Below are 14,538 nucleotides of genomic sequence, written 5' to 3'. Positions count from 1 at the left end.
CACCTGTTCATCCGTCGCCTGTCGTGCGCATGCACGACGGCGCCCGCTAGCGGATTGCGCAGACGTTCGGAAACGAGAGCCTCGGAAGCCTCGGGAAAATCTTGCCCGTGTCGCCGTAGCCCAGGTTGCACAGGAAATTGACCCGCACGTCCCCCTCGGGGAAGAACAGCCGGTTGACCGCGGCTTCGTCGAAGCCGGACATGGGCCCGCAATCGAGACCGAGCGCGCGCGCCGCGATCATCAGATAGGCGGCTTGCAGGGTCCCGTTGCGAAAGGCCGTGGTCTCGGCCAGTGCGGGATCGGCGGCGAAGCCGTCGAACACGCCCGGCCGGTGCGGAAACAGTCGGGCCGCATGGCGAAAGAAGTGCAGGTCATGGCCGAGCACCGCGACCACGGGGGCGGACATCGCCTTGCCGACGTTGCCGGGACTCAGCGCGGGCAGCAGCGTCTTCTTCGCTTCCGGCGAGACCAGGAAGATCACGCGCAGCGGGCTGCAGTTGACGCTGGTCGGGCCGAACTTCATCAGCTCGTAGAGTGCCGTCAGCATCGCCTCGTCGACCGGCTTGTCCAGAAATCCGTTCTGGCTTCGCGCCTCCAGGAACAACCTTTTCAGTGCGTCTTCATCCAGCATGATCGACCTCGCGAGCCGGCGCGGCGTCGCTCGATGCCGATGGCCGCAGCCATGCCACGGCCTTGATCTCGACGACCATGTCGGGGTGCGGCAGTCCGCGAACGACGACCGTGGTGCGCGTCGGCGCCGGTGTGGCCACACATTCGCCGTAGACCCGGTTGAACGCATCGAAGTCTTCCGCGCGGGTCAGGAAGGCCGTGATGTCGATGCAGTCCGCCAGCGTCGCGCCGCTCGATTGGAGCGCCTGCGCCACGTTGTGCATGACCCGCCGGGTCTGGACGGCCACGTCGTGGCGAACCGCGTCCCCCTCGACGATGACCCCGTCGATCGAGCCATCCGGCATGCGGGCGCTCACGCCCGAGATGTAGACGAAGTCGCCCGCGCGTCGAAAACGCGGGTACTTCCCCAGGGGCGGCGGCAAGGCGCACGCGCTTTCGGTGGCCGTCATGACGCGGCCATCGAGAAGTTCAGCGCAGCCAACTCACGGGCCAGCGTGCCAGCCCACTCGTCGCCCGCAGGGCAAAGCGGCGGCCGCACGTTGCGCCAGGTCCGGTCGCCCATCGCTTCCCCGACCACGTACTTGAGCGCTGGAATCATCGGATGCCGCTGGAACAGCGAACGAACCGCGTTCGCCTCGGCCTGCAGGCCCGCGAACTCGTGCGACCCCCAATGCTCGATGGCGTTCACGATGGTTCGCGGCTGGACGTTGGCCGTCGCGGAAATGCAGCCGGCGGCGCCCAGGGGCAGGGCTTTCTCGAGCAGGGATTCCGAGGCCGGGAAGACGCTGAAACCGGGGAACGATCGCAGCATGCTTTCTGTATTGGCCCAGTCGCCCGAGCTGTCCTTGATACCGACGACGGTCCGCGGATACGCCTTGATGAGCCGCTCGATCAATGCATGGGTGATGCCCACGCCCGTGAACTGGGGAATGTGATACAGGTAGATCTTCAGGCGGTCCGAGCCGACCGCCTGGATGATTTGCGAGTAGTAGGCAAACAGCCCGTCGTCGTGGGCCGGCTTGAAATAGAACGGCGGCAAGGTGAGCGTGCCGGCGCACCCCAGCTCGACCGCCTTCTTCGTGAGCACGATGGTGTCGGCAAGCGCGCACAGGCCGACGCCCGGCAGCAATTTGGCCGGGGAGATGCCGGCCTCGACCAGGGCTTCGAGCAGATCGATCTTCTCGGCCACCGACAACGAATTGGCTTCGCTGTTGGTGCCGAACACGGCCAGGCCGACACGCTGCGAGACCAGCCATCGACAGAAACCGATGAATGCCGACCGGTTCACGCTCAGGTCTGCGTGAAAGGGGGTCAGCGCGGGCGCGAAAACTTCGGCGCTTCGGGTGGGGCTCATGAATACCTCGTGATGAAAAGAAAATGAGGAACGAGACTTCAGGCGTCCGCCATGAAGCGCGTGATCGCCTGGCCCAGCGTGTCTTCGCCGCTGTTGAAATGCGCCACGATCGATGTGTGGTTGTGGCGCTCCAGTCGAACGAAGCGCGTCAGTGCCGTGCGCGGCAGCGCCTGGGCACGGCGGTAGAACGCCTCGCCGTAGGTGTCCAGGTGCGGGTTCTCGTACTGCGCCACCGCGACCAGCAGCGCAACGTTGCTGGTATGGACATGGCTGATCGGCGAGCGCGCCTCGTACAGCGACGGGTCCGCGCCGAAATAGGCGCGCACGCCTTCGGCGTTCGGGTTGTCGGGCAGGGTGTCCGCGCGCAGGCGCGCGCTGACCAGGATCGCGCCGGCCAGCGCCTGGTCGGCGATGCGCTCGCACGCGGGATCGAAGATCGCGCTGGCCACATGGCACCCGCCGGCGGAGTGCCCCATGAGGAAGATGCGGTCGGCCCGCCCGCCGTAACGGGCGATGTTGTCCTGCACCCAGCGAAACGCGTGCAGGGCGTCTTGCGCGCCGGCCGGGTACGCCGCCGCGGGCGCCAGCCGATATTCCACATTCACGCCGACGATGCCCCGGCGCGCGAACCAGTGCGCGACGTTGTCGTAGACCTGTCCGTTCACGCTCTTCTTGCCGCGAACGAATGCACCGCCGTGCAGGAACACCACCACGTCACGGGTGTTCGGCCGCCAGGACGCGTCGAAATGCACGTCCAGCGTCTGGCGCGGCGCGGCGCCGTAGGCAAGGTCCCGCGCAATGGCCACGCCGTCGTCGGCCGCGTGCCGGACCTTCGGCGTGTAGTGCGCGATCACGAGGTCGCGGTGCTTGTTGATGTCCGAGGCCCATTTCGGGCCGATCTCCTCGAGCAGCGCCTCGGTGTCCGACCGGGGGCTTGCGAGCAAAGGTTCAGCGTTTGTCATCGACAAATAATACACCAGTTCATTTTTTGGTATACCAAATGTCAGATTGTTCCACCACCGTGTATCGCGCAACGCCAGGCGCTAAGATGGCCGCTCCAAAAATGTGCGCGGAAGAACAATGACAACTATTTCTGCCAGGGTGCAGTCGCTGATTTCCGAACAGATCATCAGCGGGAACTTCCCGCCGGGCATGCGACTGGACGAGCGCCAGTTGGCGGAGAAGTTCGAGGTGTCGCGCACGCCGGTGCGCGAAGCCCTGCGCCAGTTGGCCGCCCGCGGGCTCACCCAGATTCTTCCCATGCGGGGCGTGGTCGTCATGCAGATCGGTGTGAAGGAACTCTCGGAGATCCTTCACGCCGACTGCGAACTGGAGGCGCTGTGCGCCAGGCTCGCCGCAGAATCGATGACGACCATGGAGAAAACCGAACTGGTGTACATCCACCAGCGCGCCAAGGAGTTCGTGGGCAACGAAGACCTCGACGGTTATCTCGAAGCCAACCGCGAGTTTCATCGCTTGATCCTGGAAGGTTCCCACAACAAGGTGCTGGCCCAGATGGTGGGAGACATCCGCGAGCGTCTGAGCCCCTACCGGCAATATCACCCCGCCGAGAACGACAGGCTCGTCACATCGCACGCCTCTCACGATGCGATCGTGGATGCGATCGTGGGAGGTCACGGCGAGGCGGCCTACCTGGCCATGCGCGCGCACAACGCCCACCTGGGCAATGCGGCACTGCGCGCCTTGCGCCAGGCGTCGGAGGCCGGCGCCTCGTCGGCGGCTGATCCCGCCCACGAGGCGGCTTCCCAGCCGCGGCGCGAGAAGACCGCGGTGGCCGCCGCGAAGAAGCCCAAGGCACCGGGCGGTGGGCGAGCGACGGCCACGACCAAGCCCCGGAAAAAACCGGTTCTGCATAACCGCTCAGGCACGGCAGCCAAGGCCGTGTCTCGCAGCCCCACGCCAGCGGGCTGCTTCGTTCTTGCGCTTTTTTTTGATTGCCAGCGGCACGACGCGCCGCCGCTCGGTCCTCCTTTCTCTTCCTGCCTCCTTGCCTTCCGGCCTCGGTCTCGCCCCCTGGCGTGGGGGTATTTGCGCGGCTTTCTCTCGTCGTTCCCATCTCTCTGGCTAGAAAGAACACCAAGAACAAGTTTGGTATACCAAATGTTGTTGCTGATGTACTATTCCGTCGTTCCAATAGTCTCTAGAAAAGGATTTTCGACATGGAAAAGTTGAGGCACATCGCGCTCTCCGTCAGCGACCCCGAGCAGGCGGCGCAGTTCTTCGAGCAGGCATTCGGCATGACGCGCGCGGGGCGCGCGATGCGCGGCTGGTACATGACCGACGGCGTGATGAATGTGGCGTTGCTGAACTTCAAGGACGAGACCGTTCCGGCTACGCCGGACTGAAGGATGTACGCGGCGTCATCCACTTCGGCATGTGGGTCGACAACCTGGAGGCCGCCGAAGCGCGCGTGAAAGCGGCCGGAGGTACCTACCTCACCGGGCGCAAGGAGACCGACCCCAACGTGTTCTATGAGGTCAAGTACCGCACGCCCGACGGCATCGTCTTCGACATCACCGAGTCCGGCTGGAAAGGCGCGACCAAGGAGGTCGCGCCTGTCCCGCCGTCTTCGGCGGCTGCGGCATAGTTCCGGGGGCACGAGGCAATGGATCGCCATGTTCTGGCCCTCATCCCGCTGCCGGCGGAGACCCGCGACGCCCTGTCGTGCGCATACGTTCTTCACTACTGTCCCGAGGGCCCCACCGAGGCCGTGATCGGCGAGGCCGCGCGACACGGCGTCACGGCCGTGGTCACCAACGGAACGACCGGTTTGCCCGGCGCCTGCATGGCGCGGCTCACGGCCTTGCAGCTGGTCTGCTCGTTCGGCGTCGGCCATGAAAACATCGACCTGGTCGCCGCTGGCGCCAGGGGCATCGCCGTCGCCAATGCGCCGGACACGAACGGCGAGACGGTCGCCGACCATGCGCTGGGCTTCATGCTGGCGCTCAGCCGTGGCTACGCCCCGCTCACGAAGGCCGTCGGCGACGGCCGGTGGCCTCTGTCGCGCGCCGTTCGGCCCACGCTGAACGGCAGCACGGTGGGCATCATCGGCATGGGCAGGGTCGGGCACGCCATCGCACGGCGCGCGGCCGCGTTCGACATGCAGGTGCTGTACTTCGATCGCGGCGCCAAGCCGCACGCGCACGGCGTGCATGTCCCCGCGCTGACCGAGCTGGCGCGGCAAAGCGACTTTCTCGTCGCGGCCTGCCCCGGTGGGGCCTCGACCCGCCACATCGTCGACAAGCCGGTGCTCGATGCCCTTGGCCCCGAGGGCTATGTCGTCAACGTGGCGCGCGGGTCGGTCGTGTGCACGGACGACCTGGTGGCGGCACTGCAAGCCCGCACCATCGCCGGCGCCGGCCTGGACGTTCTCGAGACGGAGCCGCAGGTGCCGGCGCAACTCATCGGCCTGGACAATGTGCTGATCACTCCGCACATCGCGGGCCGGTCGCCCACGGCACAACTGGCGCAAAGAGATGCGTTGATGGCCAATCTCGACGCCTGGTTCACGGGACGGCCGCTGTTGTCGCAATTGGCGGCAGGCGCGCCGCGCCACGCCGCGCAGGCGTAGATGCAAAAAGGAGGCGCTGCCTTGCGGCAGCGCCTCCTTTCTTTTGTTCCGCGGGTCTACGGTTTTTGCGTCTTGGAAGCAACCAGATGCGGCGGAGGCGGAACCACGAAGCGCTCGAGCCGGTGCTGGTCGAACGATTCCAGGTTGCGCTCCCAGACCTGCGCCTTGTGCTGGCCGTCCTGCGGAATCTGCGTCATCTCGCAGTAGACCTCGACGTTGTTGCCATCCGGATCCTTGAAGACGAGGAACAGGTTGTTGCCGGGGCCGTGCCGACCGATGCCTCGCACGATCTCGATGCCGTGCTGCTGCAGCACCCGGACCGAGCGCTCGATTTCCTCCTCACTCTCGACCAGGTAGGAGAAGTGCTCGAGCCCCGGGCGCGAGTACCGCGGCAGGTCGTCGCGGTCGGGCGAGTCCACGGGCAACTCCGCGAGCGCCAGATCGTGATGGTCCGTGCCCGCGCGCAGGAAGACCATCTTGTCACCGATCCAGTCCGACACCTGCAGGCCCAGCACCTGCGTGTAGAAGCTGCATGATTTTTGAATGTCCCGGACCATGAGGACCATGTGTCCCAGACGCTTGGGCTTCAACGTTTCCATGGAAGTCTCCTTGAGGTTGTTATGCGAAAGGGTGACGTCGCTCATGAGGCTGTCTGCATCACGACGTGGTTTTCGATGGAGCCGATCTGGTCGATGGATGCGACCATCACATCGCCCGGCTTCAGGTAGACGCCGCGGCCCATGCCCACCCCCGTCGGCGTGCCGGTCGCAATGAGGTCGCCGCCGCGCAGCGTCACGATGCCCGAGAGGTATTCGATCTGCTCGGCGATGTTGAAGATCATGCCTTCGGCGCTGGCGTCCTGCATCGTTTCGCCATTGACGCTCAGGCGCATGCGCAGCTTCTGCGGGTCGCCGATGCAGTCGCGGGGAACGAACCACGGCCCGAGCGGCGCGAAGGTGTCGAAGCTCTTGCCGCGAAACCAGTCGTGGGAAAAGGGGTAGTCGGTGCGCCGGTTCAGGTCGCGCGCGCTGATGTCGTTGATCACCATGTAGCCGGCGATGTGCTCGTGCGCGCGCGCGGCGGGAATGTGCCGCCCGCCTTGCCCGATGACGACGGCCAGCTCGACCTCCCAGTCCAGGCGCTCGGTGCCCGGTGGCATGACGACGGCCGACCGGGTGGGCGTGACGCTCGTCTCGGCCTTCATGAAGATGTAGGGCGAGCTCTCGCTGCGCGCGGCGAGCTTGGTGCCCATTTCCGCCGCATGCTCGTAGAAGTTCGATGCCGTCGCAAAGATCCGGCCGGGCTGGTACGGCACGGCCAGTGCCTCGGTGCGTGCCTGCACCGCGGCGCCCCCGATCGAAGGATCGCCCCAGCGGCCGTTTCGAAAGCCGCCAGCAGCGGCCCCTGCAAGGCCGGCCAGTCGGCCAGCAGCCCGGTCAAGCCGCCCGCGGGCAAGCGAATCGCGGGCGCGACGGCCGCCAGCGCGGCCTCGGCGTCGTAGACCTTTTCGTCCACCACAAGACCCATGCGCCGAGAACCATCGGCACTCTCGTACGTTGCAATACCAAACCAGTTCATGTCATCAATCCTTTGCCTGAATACCTGAGTTCTTCAATACGGGTCCCCACATGGCGGTCTGCTGCCGGATCTCGGCAGAGAACGCCTGGCCCCTGAGGTAGACGGGCGTGATGCCGGCCTCCTCGAGTTTCTTCGTCACATGCGCATCGCCTTTCATCTTGATGACCTCCGAGGCGACCCGATCCAGGACCGCTTGCGGCGTGCCCGCTGGCGCCAGCAGGCCGTTCCACGATTCGACTTCATGGCCGGGATAGGTCTCCGCGATCGTCGGAACGTTGGGCAACTGCTCCAGTCGCTTCTTGCTGGAGATGGCCAACAGCTTCACCTTGCCGGACTTCGACAAGGAAATGATTTCCGACGGGCTGGCTGAGTACATGTCGATCTGGCCGCCGATCAGGTCGGAGACTGCGGAGGCCCCGCCCTTGTAGGGCACGTGCAGCATCTCGACGCCCGCATTGCGCGCGAACAGATAGCTGGCCAGATGGGTGATGCCGCCGATGCCGCCGCTTCCGTAGGAGGCCTTGTTGGTCTTGGCGTAGCTCACGAACTCGGCCAGGTTGCGCACCGCGAGTTGCGGCCGCACGGCAAGGATGAAGGCGTTGTCGCCGATCTTGACGACGGGCTCGAAGCTCTTGACCGGGTCGATCGCGATGTTGGCATTGATGAAGGGCGCGGTGACGAGCTGGGAGGCCGTGCCCATCAACAAGGTGTAGCCGTCGGGGTGTGCATCGGCCACGTACTTGGCCGCCACCAGGCCCGCGGCTCCAGGCCGGTTCTCGACCACGACCGGCTGTCCCAGGGCCGGGGCGAGGTGCGCCGCCGTCAGCCGCGCAATCAGGTCCGAATTTCCACCCGCGCCATACGGCACGACGATGGTGACGGGGCGCTGGGGCCAGGTCTGTGCCCCCGCGCTCAGGGAAATCGCAGCAACAGCAAGACCGACGACGCGACGAAACATGTGCATTTCTCTTCCTTCGTTTATTGGTATACCAAATATACATTTAAAAATACCAAAACTGACGGACTTTTGCTTCGGGTAGGTGTTTCCTCGGGGCGCACGAGATTCCCGGGGGGCTGCGCTCCCCACTCCCGCCGGGCGTTCGCGCCGCGAAACATCCACACCGCCGGCAAGCGTTTTCCCCTGCGAACACGAAACCTCTTGCGGTCAGTCTCGGGATCCAATACATTGCGCCCGGTATTTTTAATGTTTCTTGGGTATACCAAAAATTATTAGGAGATGCGAAAGATGAAAACTCCCCTGATCGCCCTGGCGGTGCTGGGCTTGCCCGGCCTGACGGCGGCCCAGTCCTCGGTTGCGGTGTTCGGCGTTCTCGACGTCGGCGTTGCCCGCATATCGGGCAGCAACGGGCACAAGACCGGGCTGACTCACAGCAGCCAGAGTCACAGCCGCCTGGGCTTTCGCGGCACGGAGGATCTGGGTGGAGGGCTTGCCGCCAGCTTTCATCTGGAGGGACAGCTTCACAACGACGTGGGCATGGGCGCGGACCAGACCTCCGCGTACAACTTCGCGCGGCGCTCGACCGTCAGCCTGTCCGGCAAGTTCGGCGAAGTCCGTCTCGGGCGCGATGTCGCGCCGACCTTCTGGAACACCACGCTGTTCGACCCGGGCGGCAACGGTGTCGGCGGCAACGAGCTCGCCGCGCAACTGGGCAATGCACCAGGTGGCGTCAACGGAGGACGGTTTCTGCGCAACAGCAACACTGTCGGCTACTTCCTTCCCGCCAACCTCGGCGGCTTCTACGGGCAGTTTCAACACGCCTTCGCGGAGAACGCGCCGGACGTCAAGTCCAAGGCGGGCAACTACAACGGGTTTCGCCTGGGTTACGCCAACGGCAAGCTGAACGTGGCCGTGGCTGCCGGCAAGCACGCGACGGGTGTCGGCGCAGCCAGTGGTGGCCTGACGGCCCGCAACCTGGGTGCCTCGTACAACTTCGGCGTGGCGAAGCTGCTGTTCGCCGTGGCCCACGAGAAGGCGATTTCCGGGCCGATCGTCAACAGGCAATTGGGGTGGCTGCTCGGGGCCACGGTGCCTGTGGGCGCCGGCGAACTGCGCGCGGCCTTCAGCAGCTACGACCGCAAGAAGAGTCCGAACGACTATCGCAAGCTGGTCGTCGGCTACGACCACAACCTGTCCAAGCGCACGCAGCTCTACGGCACCTATGCGCGCGTGACCAACAAGGGCGCGTCAGATATTTCGGTCTACGGTTTCGGCCTGAGCGCCACGGGCCTGAATGGTCCCGGAGGTACCGCCAAGGGAATCGAGTTCGGGATCCGCCACGCGTTCTAGTCGCGAGGGGCCGGCAGGTTGTTGCCGGTGTTCCCTCGGCAGGAAGAGCCAGGGCCCGGACCTCCTCCTTCGTCCGTGGCAGGGCAATGCCGAGGGCGCCAGGCTCCCCGGCATTCGGCCCCGTCACCGCGCAACCGCCGCTCTAAAATCGCGAGGCGCAAACCCCGCGTGAAGAACAAGGCGCCCATGGCCCAGCTGGATGAATTCAAAGGCCCTGAAGCGCACGCGCTGCCGGACGCCGCCACCTTGCCCGCCGAACTCGCGGCGCTGTATCTGTGCATGTCGCCGGCCCAGCTGGCGGACCTGCGCAAGCCGAAGGGGCCGCAAGGACGACCGGGCAACGCCCCGTCGGTCATCCGGCCCGTGGACGACGGCGCGGCGGGGTCCAAGGACCCATTGCTCTACACCCTCGGCACCCTGCGCGAGTTTGCCAAGGCGCACACCGCCCCGTCCGCCTTCGACACCGCACTGACCAGCGGCATGGCCGGTTGGGTTTCGGCCAAGCTGCCCTTCTTTGCCGAGCGCGAACCCCGCATCAAGCGCGGCAAGCGCGTGCTCATCGGCGGCGCGTGGGACCGGGCCGACCCTTTGCGCGAGCAGCGCTTCGTCGAGCTGGCGAAGGGCCGCATCCGCTTCGCGTCGCTCACCTGCTCCGAAGCCGCGACGAGCCTGTGGGCCGACCTTGTGAGCCACGCCGCGTTCGCCGAGAAGGGGCTCGCGCTGCTCAGGAGCGAGACGCACGCCATCGAGGCGTCGCTGGCCGCCACCAGCCAACTGGCCGCGACCGCCTCCGACGATTGACCATGGACATGCACCGATGCTGATCAACTGCGTAGCCTACGAAAACGGTGCCAAGCTCGCCGACATCTCGGTCGAGGACATCAGCGACTACATCTCCCGCCCGGGCTGCTTCGTCTGGGTGGCGCTGAGCGATGCCTCCGACGCCGAACTCAGCGAGATGCAGAAGGAGTTCGGCCTGCACCCGCTGGCCGTGGAAGACGCCCACCACGGCCACCAGCGCCCCAAGGTCGAGGAATACGGCGACTCGCTCTTCGTGGTCATGCACCTGGTCGAGCCTTCGCCCGAAGGCGAGCACTGCACGAACGTGGGCGAGGTCGACGTGTTCGTCGGCGCCAACTACGTGCTGTCGGTGCGCAACCGCAGCCGGCAGGGCTTTCTGGGCGTGCGGGAGCGCTGCGAGCGCGAGCCCGAGCTGCTGCGCAACGGCGCGGGCTTCGTGCTGTATGCGCTGATGGACGCGGTGGTCGACCGCTACTTTCCGGTGATCGACGCGCTGGAGGTCGAGCTCGAGGCCATCGAGCAGCAGATCTTCGGCCAGGGCGGCGCGGCGCGCGACAAGATCAAGCAGCTCTACGACCTGAAGCGGCGCAGCATGGTGCTCAAGCGCGCGGTGGCGCCGTTGCTGGAGGCGGCCGGCAAGATGCACGGCGGCCGCGTGCCGCAGATCTGCATGAGCTCGCAGGAGTACTTTCGCGACGTGGGCGACCACCTGGGGCGCATCAACGGCTCGATCGACGCGGTGCGCGACACCATTGCCACGGCGATCCAGGTGAACCTGTCGATGGTCACCATCGAAGAGAGCGAAGTGACCAAGCGCCTCGCGGCCTGGGCCAGCATCTTCGCGGTGTGCACCGCGTTCGCCGGCATCTGGGGCATGAACTTCGAGAACATGCCGGAGCTGAAATTCCGCTACGGCTACGCGGTGGCGCTCGGCCTGATCGTCACCACCTGCGGCTACCTGTATTACCGGTTTCGCAAGGCCGGCTGCTCTGACCGTGCAGGCACGTCCCTTCGCCATCGACATCGATCCGGCGCGCGTCGACGATCTGCGTCAGCGCGTCCGCGCCACGCGTTGGCCCGCCGCAATGCATGCATCGGACTGGCACGAGGGCACGAGCCTTGCGTTCATGCAGCGTGTGGCGCACCACTGGATCGAAGACTTCGATTGGAGCGCGCAGCAAGCGCGACTCAACGCGTTGCCTCAATTCCTCGCGGAGATCGACGGACTGAACATCCACTTCGTCCACCAGCGCGGCCATGGCCCGGACCCGCTGCCCTTGGTCATCACTCACGGATGGCCGGGCTCGTTTGCCGAAATGGCGCGCATTGTTCCGCTGCTCGCCGACCCGGGCGCACACGGCGCGGATCCCGCCGACGCTTTTCACGTGGTCGTGCCGTCGCTGCCGGGCTACGGCTTTTCCCAAGCGCCGGATCGGCCGGGTTTCGGGCCGCATCGCATCGCCGCGCTTTGGGCGGAACTGATGGCAGGGCTGGGCTATGCGCGCTATGGGGCGCAGGGCGGAGACTGGGGCGCGAGCGTGTCGACGTGGCTGGCGCAACGCTATCCGCAGCGGGTGGCGGGGTTGCATCTCAACTTCATTCCCGGCAGCTATCGACCTCCATTGGGCGAGGGGCTGCCGCCGATCAGCGCGGAAGAACAAGCTTTTCTCTCCGGCATCGAGGCCTGGGCCAAGGCGGAGGGTGCCTACAGCCACATCCAGGCCACCAAGCCCTTGTCGCTCGCGTATGGCCTGATGGATTCGCCGGTCGCGCTGGCAGCGTGGATGCTTGAGAAATTCCAGGCCTGGAGCGACTGCGACGGCGACGTCGTGCAACTGCTCGGCCTCGATGCGTTGCTGACCAACGTCTGTCTCTACTGGTTCAGCGGCACGGCCGATGCAACGCTGCGCTTGTATCGGGAGAACAGTTTGCATCCCGTGCATCTGCAACGCGGCGAAACCGTGGCGCCGCCGCTCGGCGTGGCGCAGTTCCCGCACGAGTTGCCGATGCCGCCGCGCTCCTGGGTGGAGCGCGGCTACAACGTCGCACGCTGGACGACGATGCCCAAGGGCGGGCATTTCGCGGCCATGGAGCAGCCCGAACTTCTGGCGCAGGAACTGAGGGCGTTTTTCCGTCCGCTCAGGGTGCCGTCCGCGGTGCTAACGCCAAACTAATAAACATGTAGATAATCTAGTCCCTTATGAAAAGGGACTTCACCCAGCGCTTCGGTTTTCTCGTCAAGAGCGTGGGCAAGCTCTACAGCGAAGAGTTCGACCGCCTGGCGCGCGAGCGCATCGGCCTGACCAGCGCCCAGTGCCGCCTGCTCGGCGCGCTGGCCATGCACGACGAAGACGAGCCGCTGTCGCAGGCCGAACTGGCGCAGCGCCTGGACCTCACGCCCATGGCCGTGGCCGGGCTGTGCGACCGCATGGCCGCGGCCGGCTGGATCCGCCGCGAACCCAGCGCCACCGACCGCCGCGTCAACAAGATCCACCTGGAGCCCAGCGCCGAGAAAGCGCTCGACGGCGCGCTGAGCATCAGCGACGGGCTCAACGCCCGCGTGATGACCGTGCTGTCGCAGGCCGAGCGCGCGCAACTGCTGAGCCTGCTGACGCGGGTGCGCGAGAGCCTGATCGACATCACCTCGCCCGGCGAGGAAAAGAAGAAGCCATGAGCGTCGCACCCGGAACCAAGGTGCCGCACCGCGGGATGATCACCATCTCGATCATGCTGGCGACCATCATGCAGGCGCTGGACACCACCATCGCCAACGTGGCGCTGCCGCACATGCAGGGCAGCCTGCAGGCCTCGCAGGACCAGATCACCTGGGTGCTGACCTCCTACATCGTGGCCTCGGCCATCGCGCTGCCGCTGACCGGGTGGCTGTGCGGCCACTGGGGGCGGCGGCGCGTGTTCATTATCTCGGTGATCGGTTTCACGGTGGCGTCGGCGCTGTGCGGGCTGGCCACGTCGCTGGTCGGCATCGTGGCCGCGCGGCTGCTGCAGGGCATTTTCGGCGCGGCGCTGGTGCCGCTGTCGCAGGCGGTGCTGCTGGACATCAACCCGCGCGAGAAGGTCGGCCAGGCCATGGCGATCTGGGGCGCGGGCATCATGGTCGGGCCCATCCTCGGGCCGCTCCTGGGCGGCTGGCTCACCGAGAACTTCGACTGGCGCTGGGTGTTCTTCATCAACCTGCCGGTGGGCATTTTCGCGTTCTGGGGCATTGCGCGCTACTTGCCCGAGAGCCGGCCGCAGGGCGAGAAGCTCGACATCTTCGGCTTCGTCACGCTGAGCCTGGCCATCGGCATGCTGCAGCTGTTTTTGGACCGGGGCGAGCAGCTCGACTGGTTCGACTCGTGGGAAATCAAGCTCGAAGCCGCCGCCGCGCTGGTGGCCTTCGGCTTCTTCGTGGTGCACACGTGGACGGTGCAGGGCGTGTCGTTCTTCGACCGCGACCTGCTGAAAGACCGCAACTTCGTCACCGGGCTGTTGTTCGCTTTCATCGTCGGCATGATTTTGTTCGCGACGATGGCGCTCTTGCCCAACTTCCTGCAGGGCCTGATGGGCTATCCGGTGGTCTACACCGGGGAGGTGACGGCGCCGCGCGGCGTGGGCACCATGATCGCGATGATCATCGTCGGGCGGCTGGTGCAGAAGGTGGACGTGCGCGCCATCATGGCCGTGGGCTTCAGCCTCACGGCGTTCTCGCTCTATCAAATGACGCGGCTCACGCTGCAGATGGACAGCAGCCTGATCGTGGTGTCGGGCTTCATCCAGGGGCTGGGCATCGGCTTCACTTTCGTGCCGCTGTCGACCGCCACCTTCGCCACGCTGGCGCCGCGGCTGCGCAACCAGGGCACGCCCATCTTCAGCCTGCTGCGCAACATCGGCAGCAGCGTGGGCATCTCGATCGTGCAGGCGCTGCTGACCGAAGGCTCGAGCAAGGCGCATGCGCAGATTGCGTCGACGGTGGCGCCGGGCAACCAGGCGCTGTCGACGCTGCCGCAGATGATGTCGCCGGACACGATGACCGGGCTGGCGCTGCTCAATGCGGAGGTGACGCGGCAGGGCGCGCTGATCGGCTACCTGGACGACTTCGCGATCATGATGGTGATCACGGTGCTGGCGATTCCGCTGCTGCTGTTGATTCGGAGTCCGAAACGCAGCGGGGCGGCTTCAGGGCCGGCTGAAGTCCCGCATTGATTTTTGAGGTTCTCCCTCCCCCGCTGGGGGAGGGTAGGGGTGGGGGCTGGCGGCGTATCAATTGCCGTCGCT

The 14,538-nt window shown here is 65.9% G+C and carries 16 protein-coding genes and 2 pseudogenes; 11 read left to right on the top strand and 7 right to left on the bottom strand.

The window, feature by feature from the left end; all coding sequences use genetic code 11:
- Positions 1 to 46: 46 nt before the first annotated feature.
- From BMG07_RS19550 to BMG07_RS19535, 4 genes are read right to left on the bottom strand one after another with little or no spacing between them, the layout of a single operon-like run.
- Positions 47 to 631 (bottom strand): malonic semialdehyde reductase, encoded by a 585-nt coding sequence (locus tag BMG07_RS19550; RefSeq protein ID WP_198085948.1) that lies wholly within the window; start codon positions 629 to 631, stop codon positions 47 to 49.
- Complete coding sequence (locus BMG07_RS19545) at positions 621 to 1,079, bottom strand: RidA family protein (RefSeq protein WP_198085947.1); 459 nt, start codon at positions 1,077 to 1,079, stop codon at positions 621 to 623. The genes BMG07_RS19550 and BMG07_RS19545 overlap by 11 nt, the downstream gene beginning before the upstream one ends.
- Positions 1,076 to 1,984: a dihydrodipicolinate synthase family protein gene (locus BMG07_RS19540; RefSeq protein WP_198085946.1), complete on the bottom strand. Its 909-nt coding sequence runs from the start codon at positions 1,982 to 1,984 to the stop codon at positions 1,076 to 1,078. The genes BMG07_RS19545 and BMG07_RS19540 overlap by 4 nt, the downstream gene beginning before the upstream one ends.
- A gap of 38 nt (positions 1,985 to 2,022) precedes the next feature.
- The gene (locus BMG07_RS19535; RefSeq protein WP_198085945.1) at positions 2,023 to 2,946 is read right to left on the bottom strand and encodes an alpha/beta hydrolase; all 924 of its coding nucleotides are present in this window, start codon (positions 2,944 to 2,946) and stop codon (positions 2,023 to 2,025) included.
- 139 nt (positions 2,947 to 3,085) lie between these two features.
- Here BMG07_RS19535 and BMG07_RS19530 point away from each other — a divergent pair, with 139 nt between their 5' ends.
- Genes BMG07_RS19530 through BMG07_RS19520 form a run of 4 tightly spaced genes read left to right on the top strand, consistent with a single transcriptional unit; the run spans position 3,086 to position 5,576 of the window.
- Complete coding sequence (locus tag BMG07_RS19530) at positions 3,086 to 4,177, top strand: GntR family transcriptional regulator (RefSeq protein ID WP_198085944.1); 1,092 nt, start codon at positions 3,086 to 3,088, stop codon at positions 4,175 to 4,177.
- Positions 4,165 to 4,350 (top strand): VOC family protein, encoded by a 186-nt coding sequence (locus BMG07_RS42450; RefSeq protein ID WP_269759179.1) that lies wholly within the window; start codon positions 4,165 to 4,167, stop codon positions 4,348 to 4,350. Before BMG07_RS19530 ends, BMG07_RS42450 begins: the two co-directional genes overlap by 13 nt.
- A 29-nt stretch (positions 4,351 to 4,379) precedes the next feature.
- Positions 4,380 to 4,592, top strand: coding sequence for a VOC family protein (locus BMG07_RS42445; protein WP_269759178.1), 213 nt, complete (start codon positions 4,380 to 4,382; stop codon positions 4,590 to 4,592).
- Between the two features lie 18 nt (positions 4,593 to 4,610).
- Complete coding sequence (locus tag BMG07_RS19520) at positions 4,611 to 5,576, top strand: 2-hydroxyacid dehydrogenase (protein WP_198085943.1); 966 nt, start codon at positions 4,611 to 4,613, stop codon at positions 5,574 to 5,576.
- Between the two features lie 56 nt (positions 5,577 to 5,632).
- On the opposite strand, the gene BMG07_RS19515 is transcribed toward BMG07_RS19520, so the two are convergent.
- The 3 genes from BMG07_RS19515 to BMG07_RS19505 form a co-directional block, all read right to left on the bottom strand.
- Positions 5,633 to 6,175 (bottom strand): VOC family protein, encoded by a 543-nt coding sequence (locus BMG07_RS19515; protein WP_198085967.1) that lies wholly within the window; start codon positions 6,173 to 6,175, stop codon positions 5,633 to 5,635.
- A 41-nt stretch (positions 6,176 to 6,216) separates the two neighbouring features.
- A complete protein-coding gene (locus tag BMG07_RS19510; protein WP_307867019.1) occupies positions 6,217 to 6,918 on the bottom strand; it encodes a fumarylacetoacetate hydrolase family protein in 702 nt (233 codons plus the stop codon).
- A 240-nt stretch (positions 6,919 to 7,158) separates the two neighbouring features.
- Entirely contained in the window at positions 7,159 to 8,118 is a 960-nt protein-coding gene (locus BMG07_RS19505; RefSeq protein WP_269759176.1) for a tripartite tricarboxylate transporter substrate binding protein, read from the bottom strand.
- Between the two features lie 282 nt (positions 8,119 to 8,400).
- On the opposite strand from BMG07_RS19505, the gene BMG07_RS19500 reads away from it, so the two are divergent.
- The 7 genes and pseudogenes from BMG07_RS19500 (at position 8,401) to BMG07_RS19475 (ending at position 14,466) form a co-directional block, all read left to right on the top strand.
- Positions 8,401 to 9,462, top strand: a complete 1,062-nt coding sequence (locus tag BMG07_RS19500) for a porin (RefSeq protein ID WP_198085942.1) — start codon at positions 8,401 to 8,403, stop codon at positions 9,460 to 9,462.
- 168 nt (positions 9,463 to 9,630) lie between these two features.
- Entirely contained in the window at positions 9,631 to 10,263 is a 633-nt protein-coding gene (locus tag BMG07_RS19495) for a hypothetical protein (RefSeq protein WP_307867018.1), read from the top strand.
- A 16-nt stretch (positions 10,264 to 10,279) separates the two neighbouring features.
- Positions 10,280 to 11,248: pseudogene (locus BMG07_RS19490) on the top strand (magnesium and cobalt transport protein CorA); the annotation flags it as partial.
- A 10-nt stretch (positions 11,249 to 11,258) separates the two neighbouring features.
- A pseudogene (locus BMG07_RS44205) lies at positions 11,259 to 11,795 on the top strand (epoxide hydrolase family protein); the annotation flags it as partial.
- Positions 11,796 to 11,996: 201 nt separating this feature from the next.
- Positions 11,997 to 12,437, top strand: coding sequence for a hypothetical protein (locus BMG07_RS44200; protein WP_307867021.1), 441 nt, complete (start codon positions 11,997 to 11,999; stop codon positions 12,435 to 12,437).
- A 26-nt stretch (positions 12,438 to 12,463) separates the two neighbouring features.
- On the top strand, positions 12,464 to 12,937 hold the full coding sequence (locus BMG07_RS19480) for a MarR family winged helix-turn-helix transcriptional regulator (RefSeq protein ID WP_198085940.1): 474 nt from the start codon (positions 12,464 to 12,466) through the stop codon (positions 12,935 to 12,937).
- On the top strand, positions 12,934 to 14,466 hold the full coding sequence (locus BMG07_RS19475; protein ID WP_198085939.1) for a DHA2 family efflux MFS transporter permease subunit: 1,533 nt from the start codon (positions 12,934 to 12,936) through the stop codon (positions 14,464 to 14,466). Before BMG07_RS19480 ends, BMG07_RS19475 begins: the two co-directional genes overlap by 4 nt.
- Positions 14,467 to 14,538 lie beyond the last annotated feature (72 nt).

It is taken from the genome of Variovorax sp. E3 (assembly GCF_016082275.1).
Taxonomy (GTDB): domain Bacteria; phylum Pseudomonadota; class Gammaproteobacteria; order Burkholderiales; family Burkholderiaceae_C; genus Variovorax.
The sequence above is the reverse complement of the archived record's forward strand: the minus strand, read 5'-3'. Positions and strand labels throughout refer to the sequence as shown.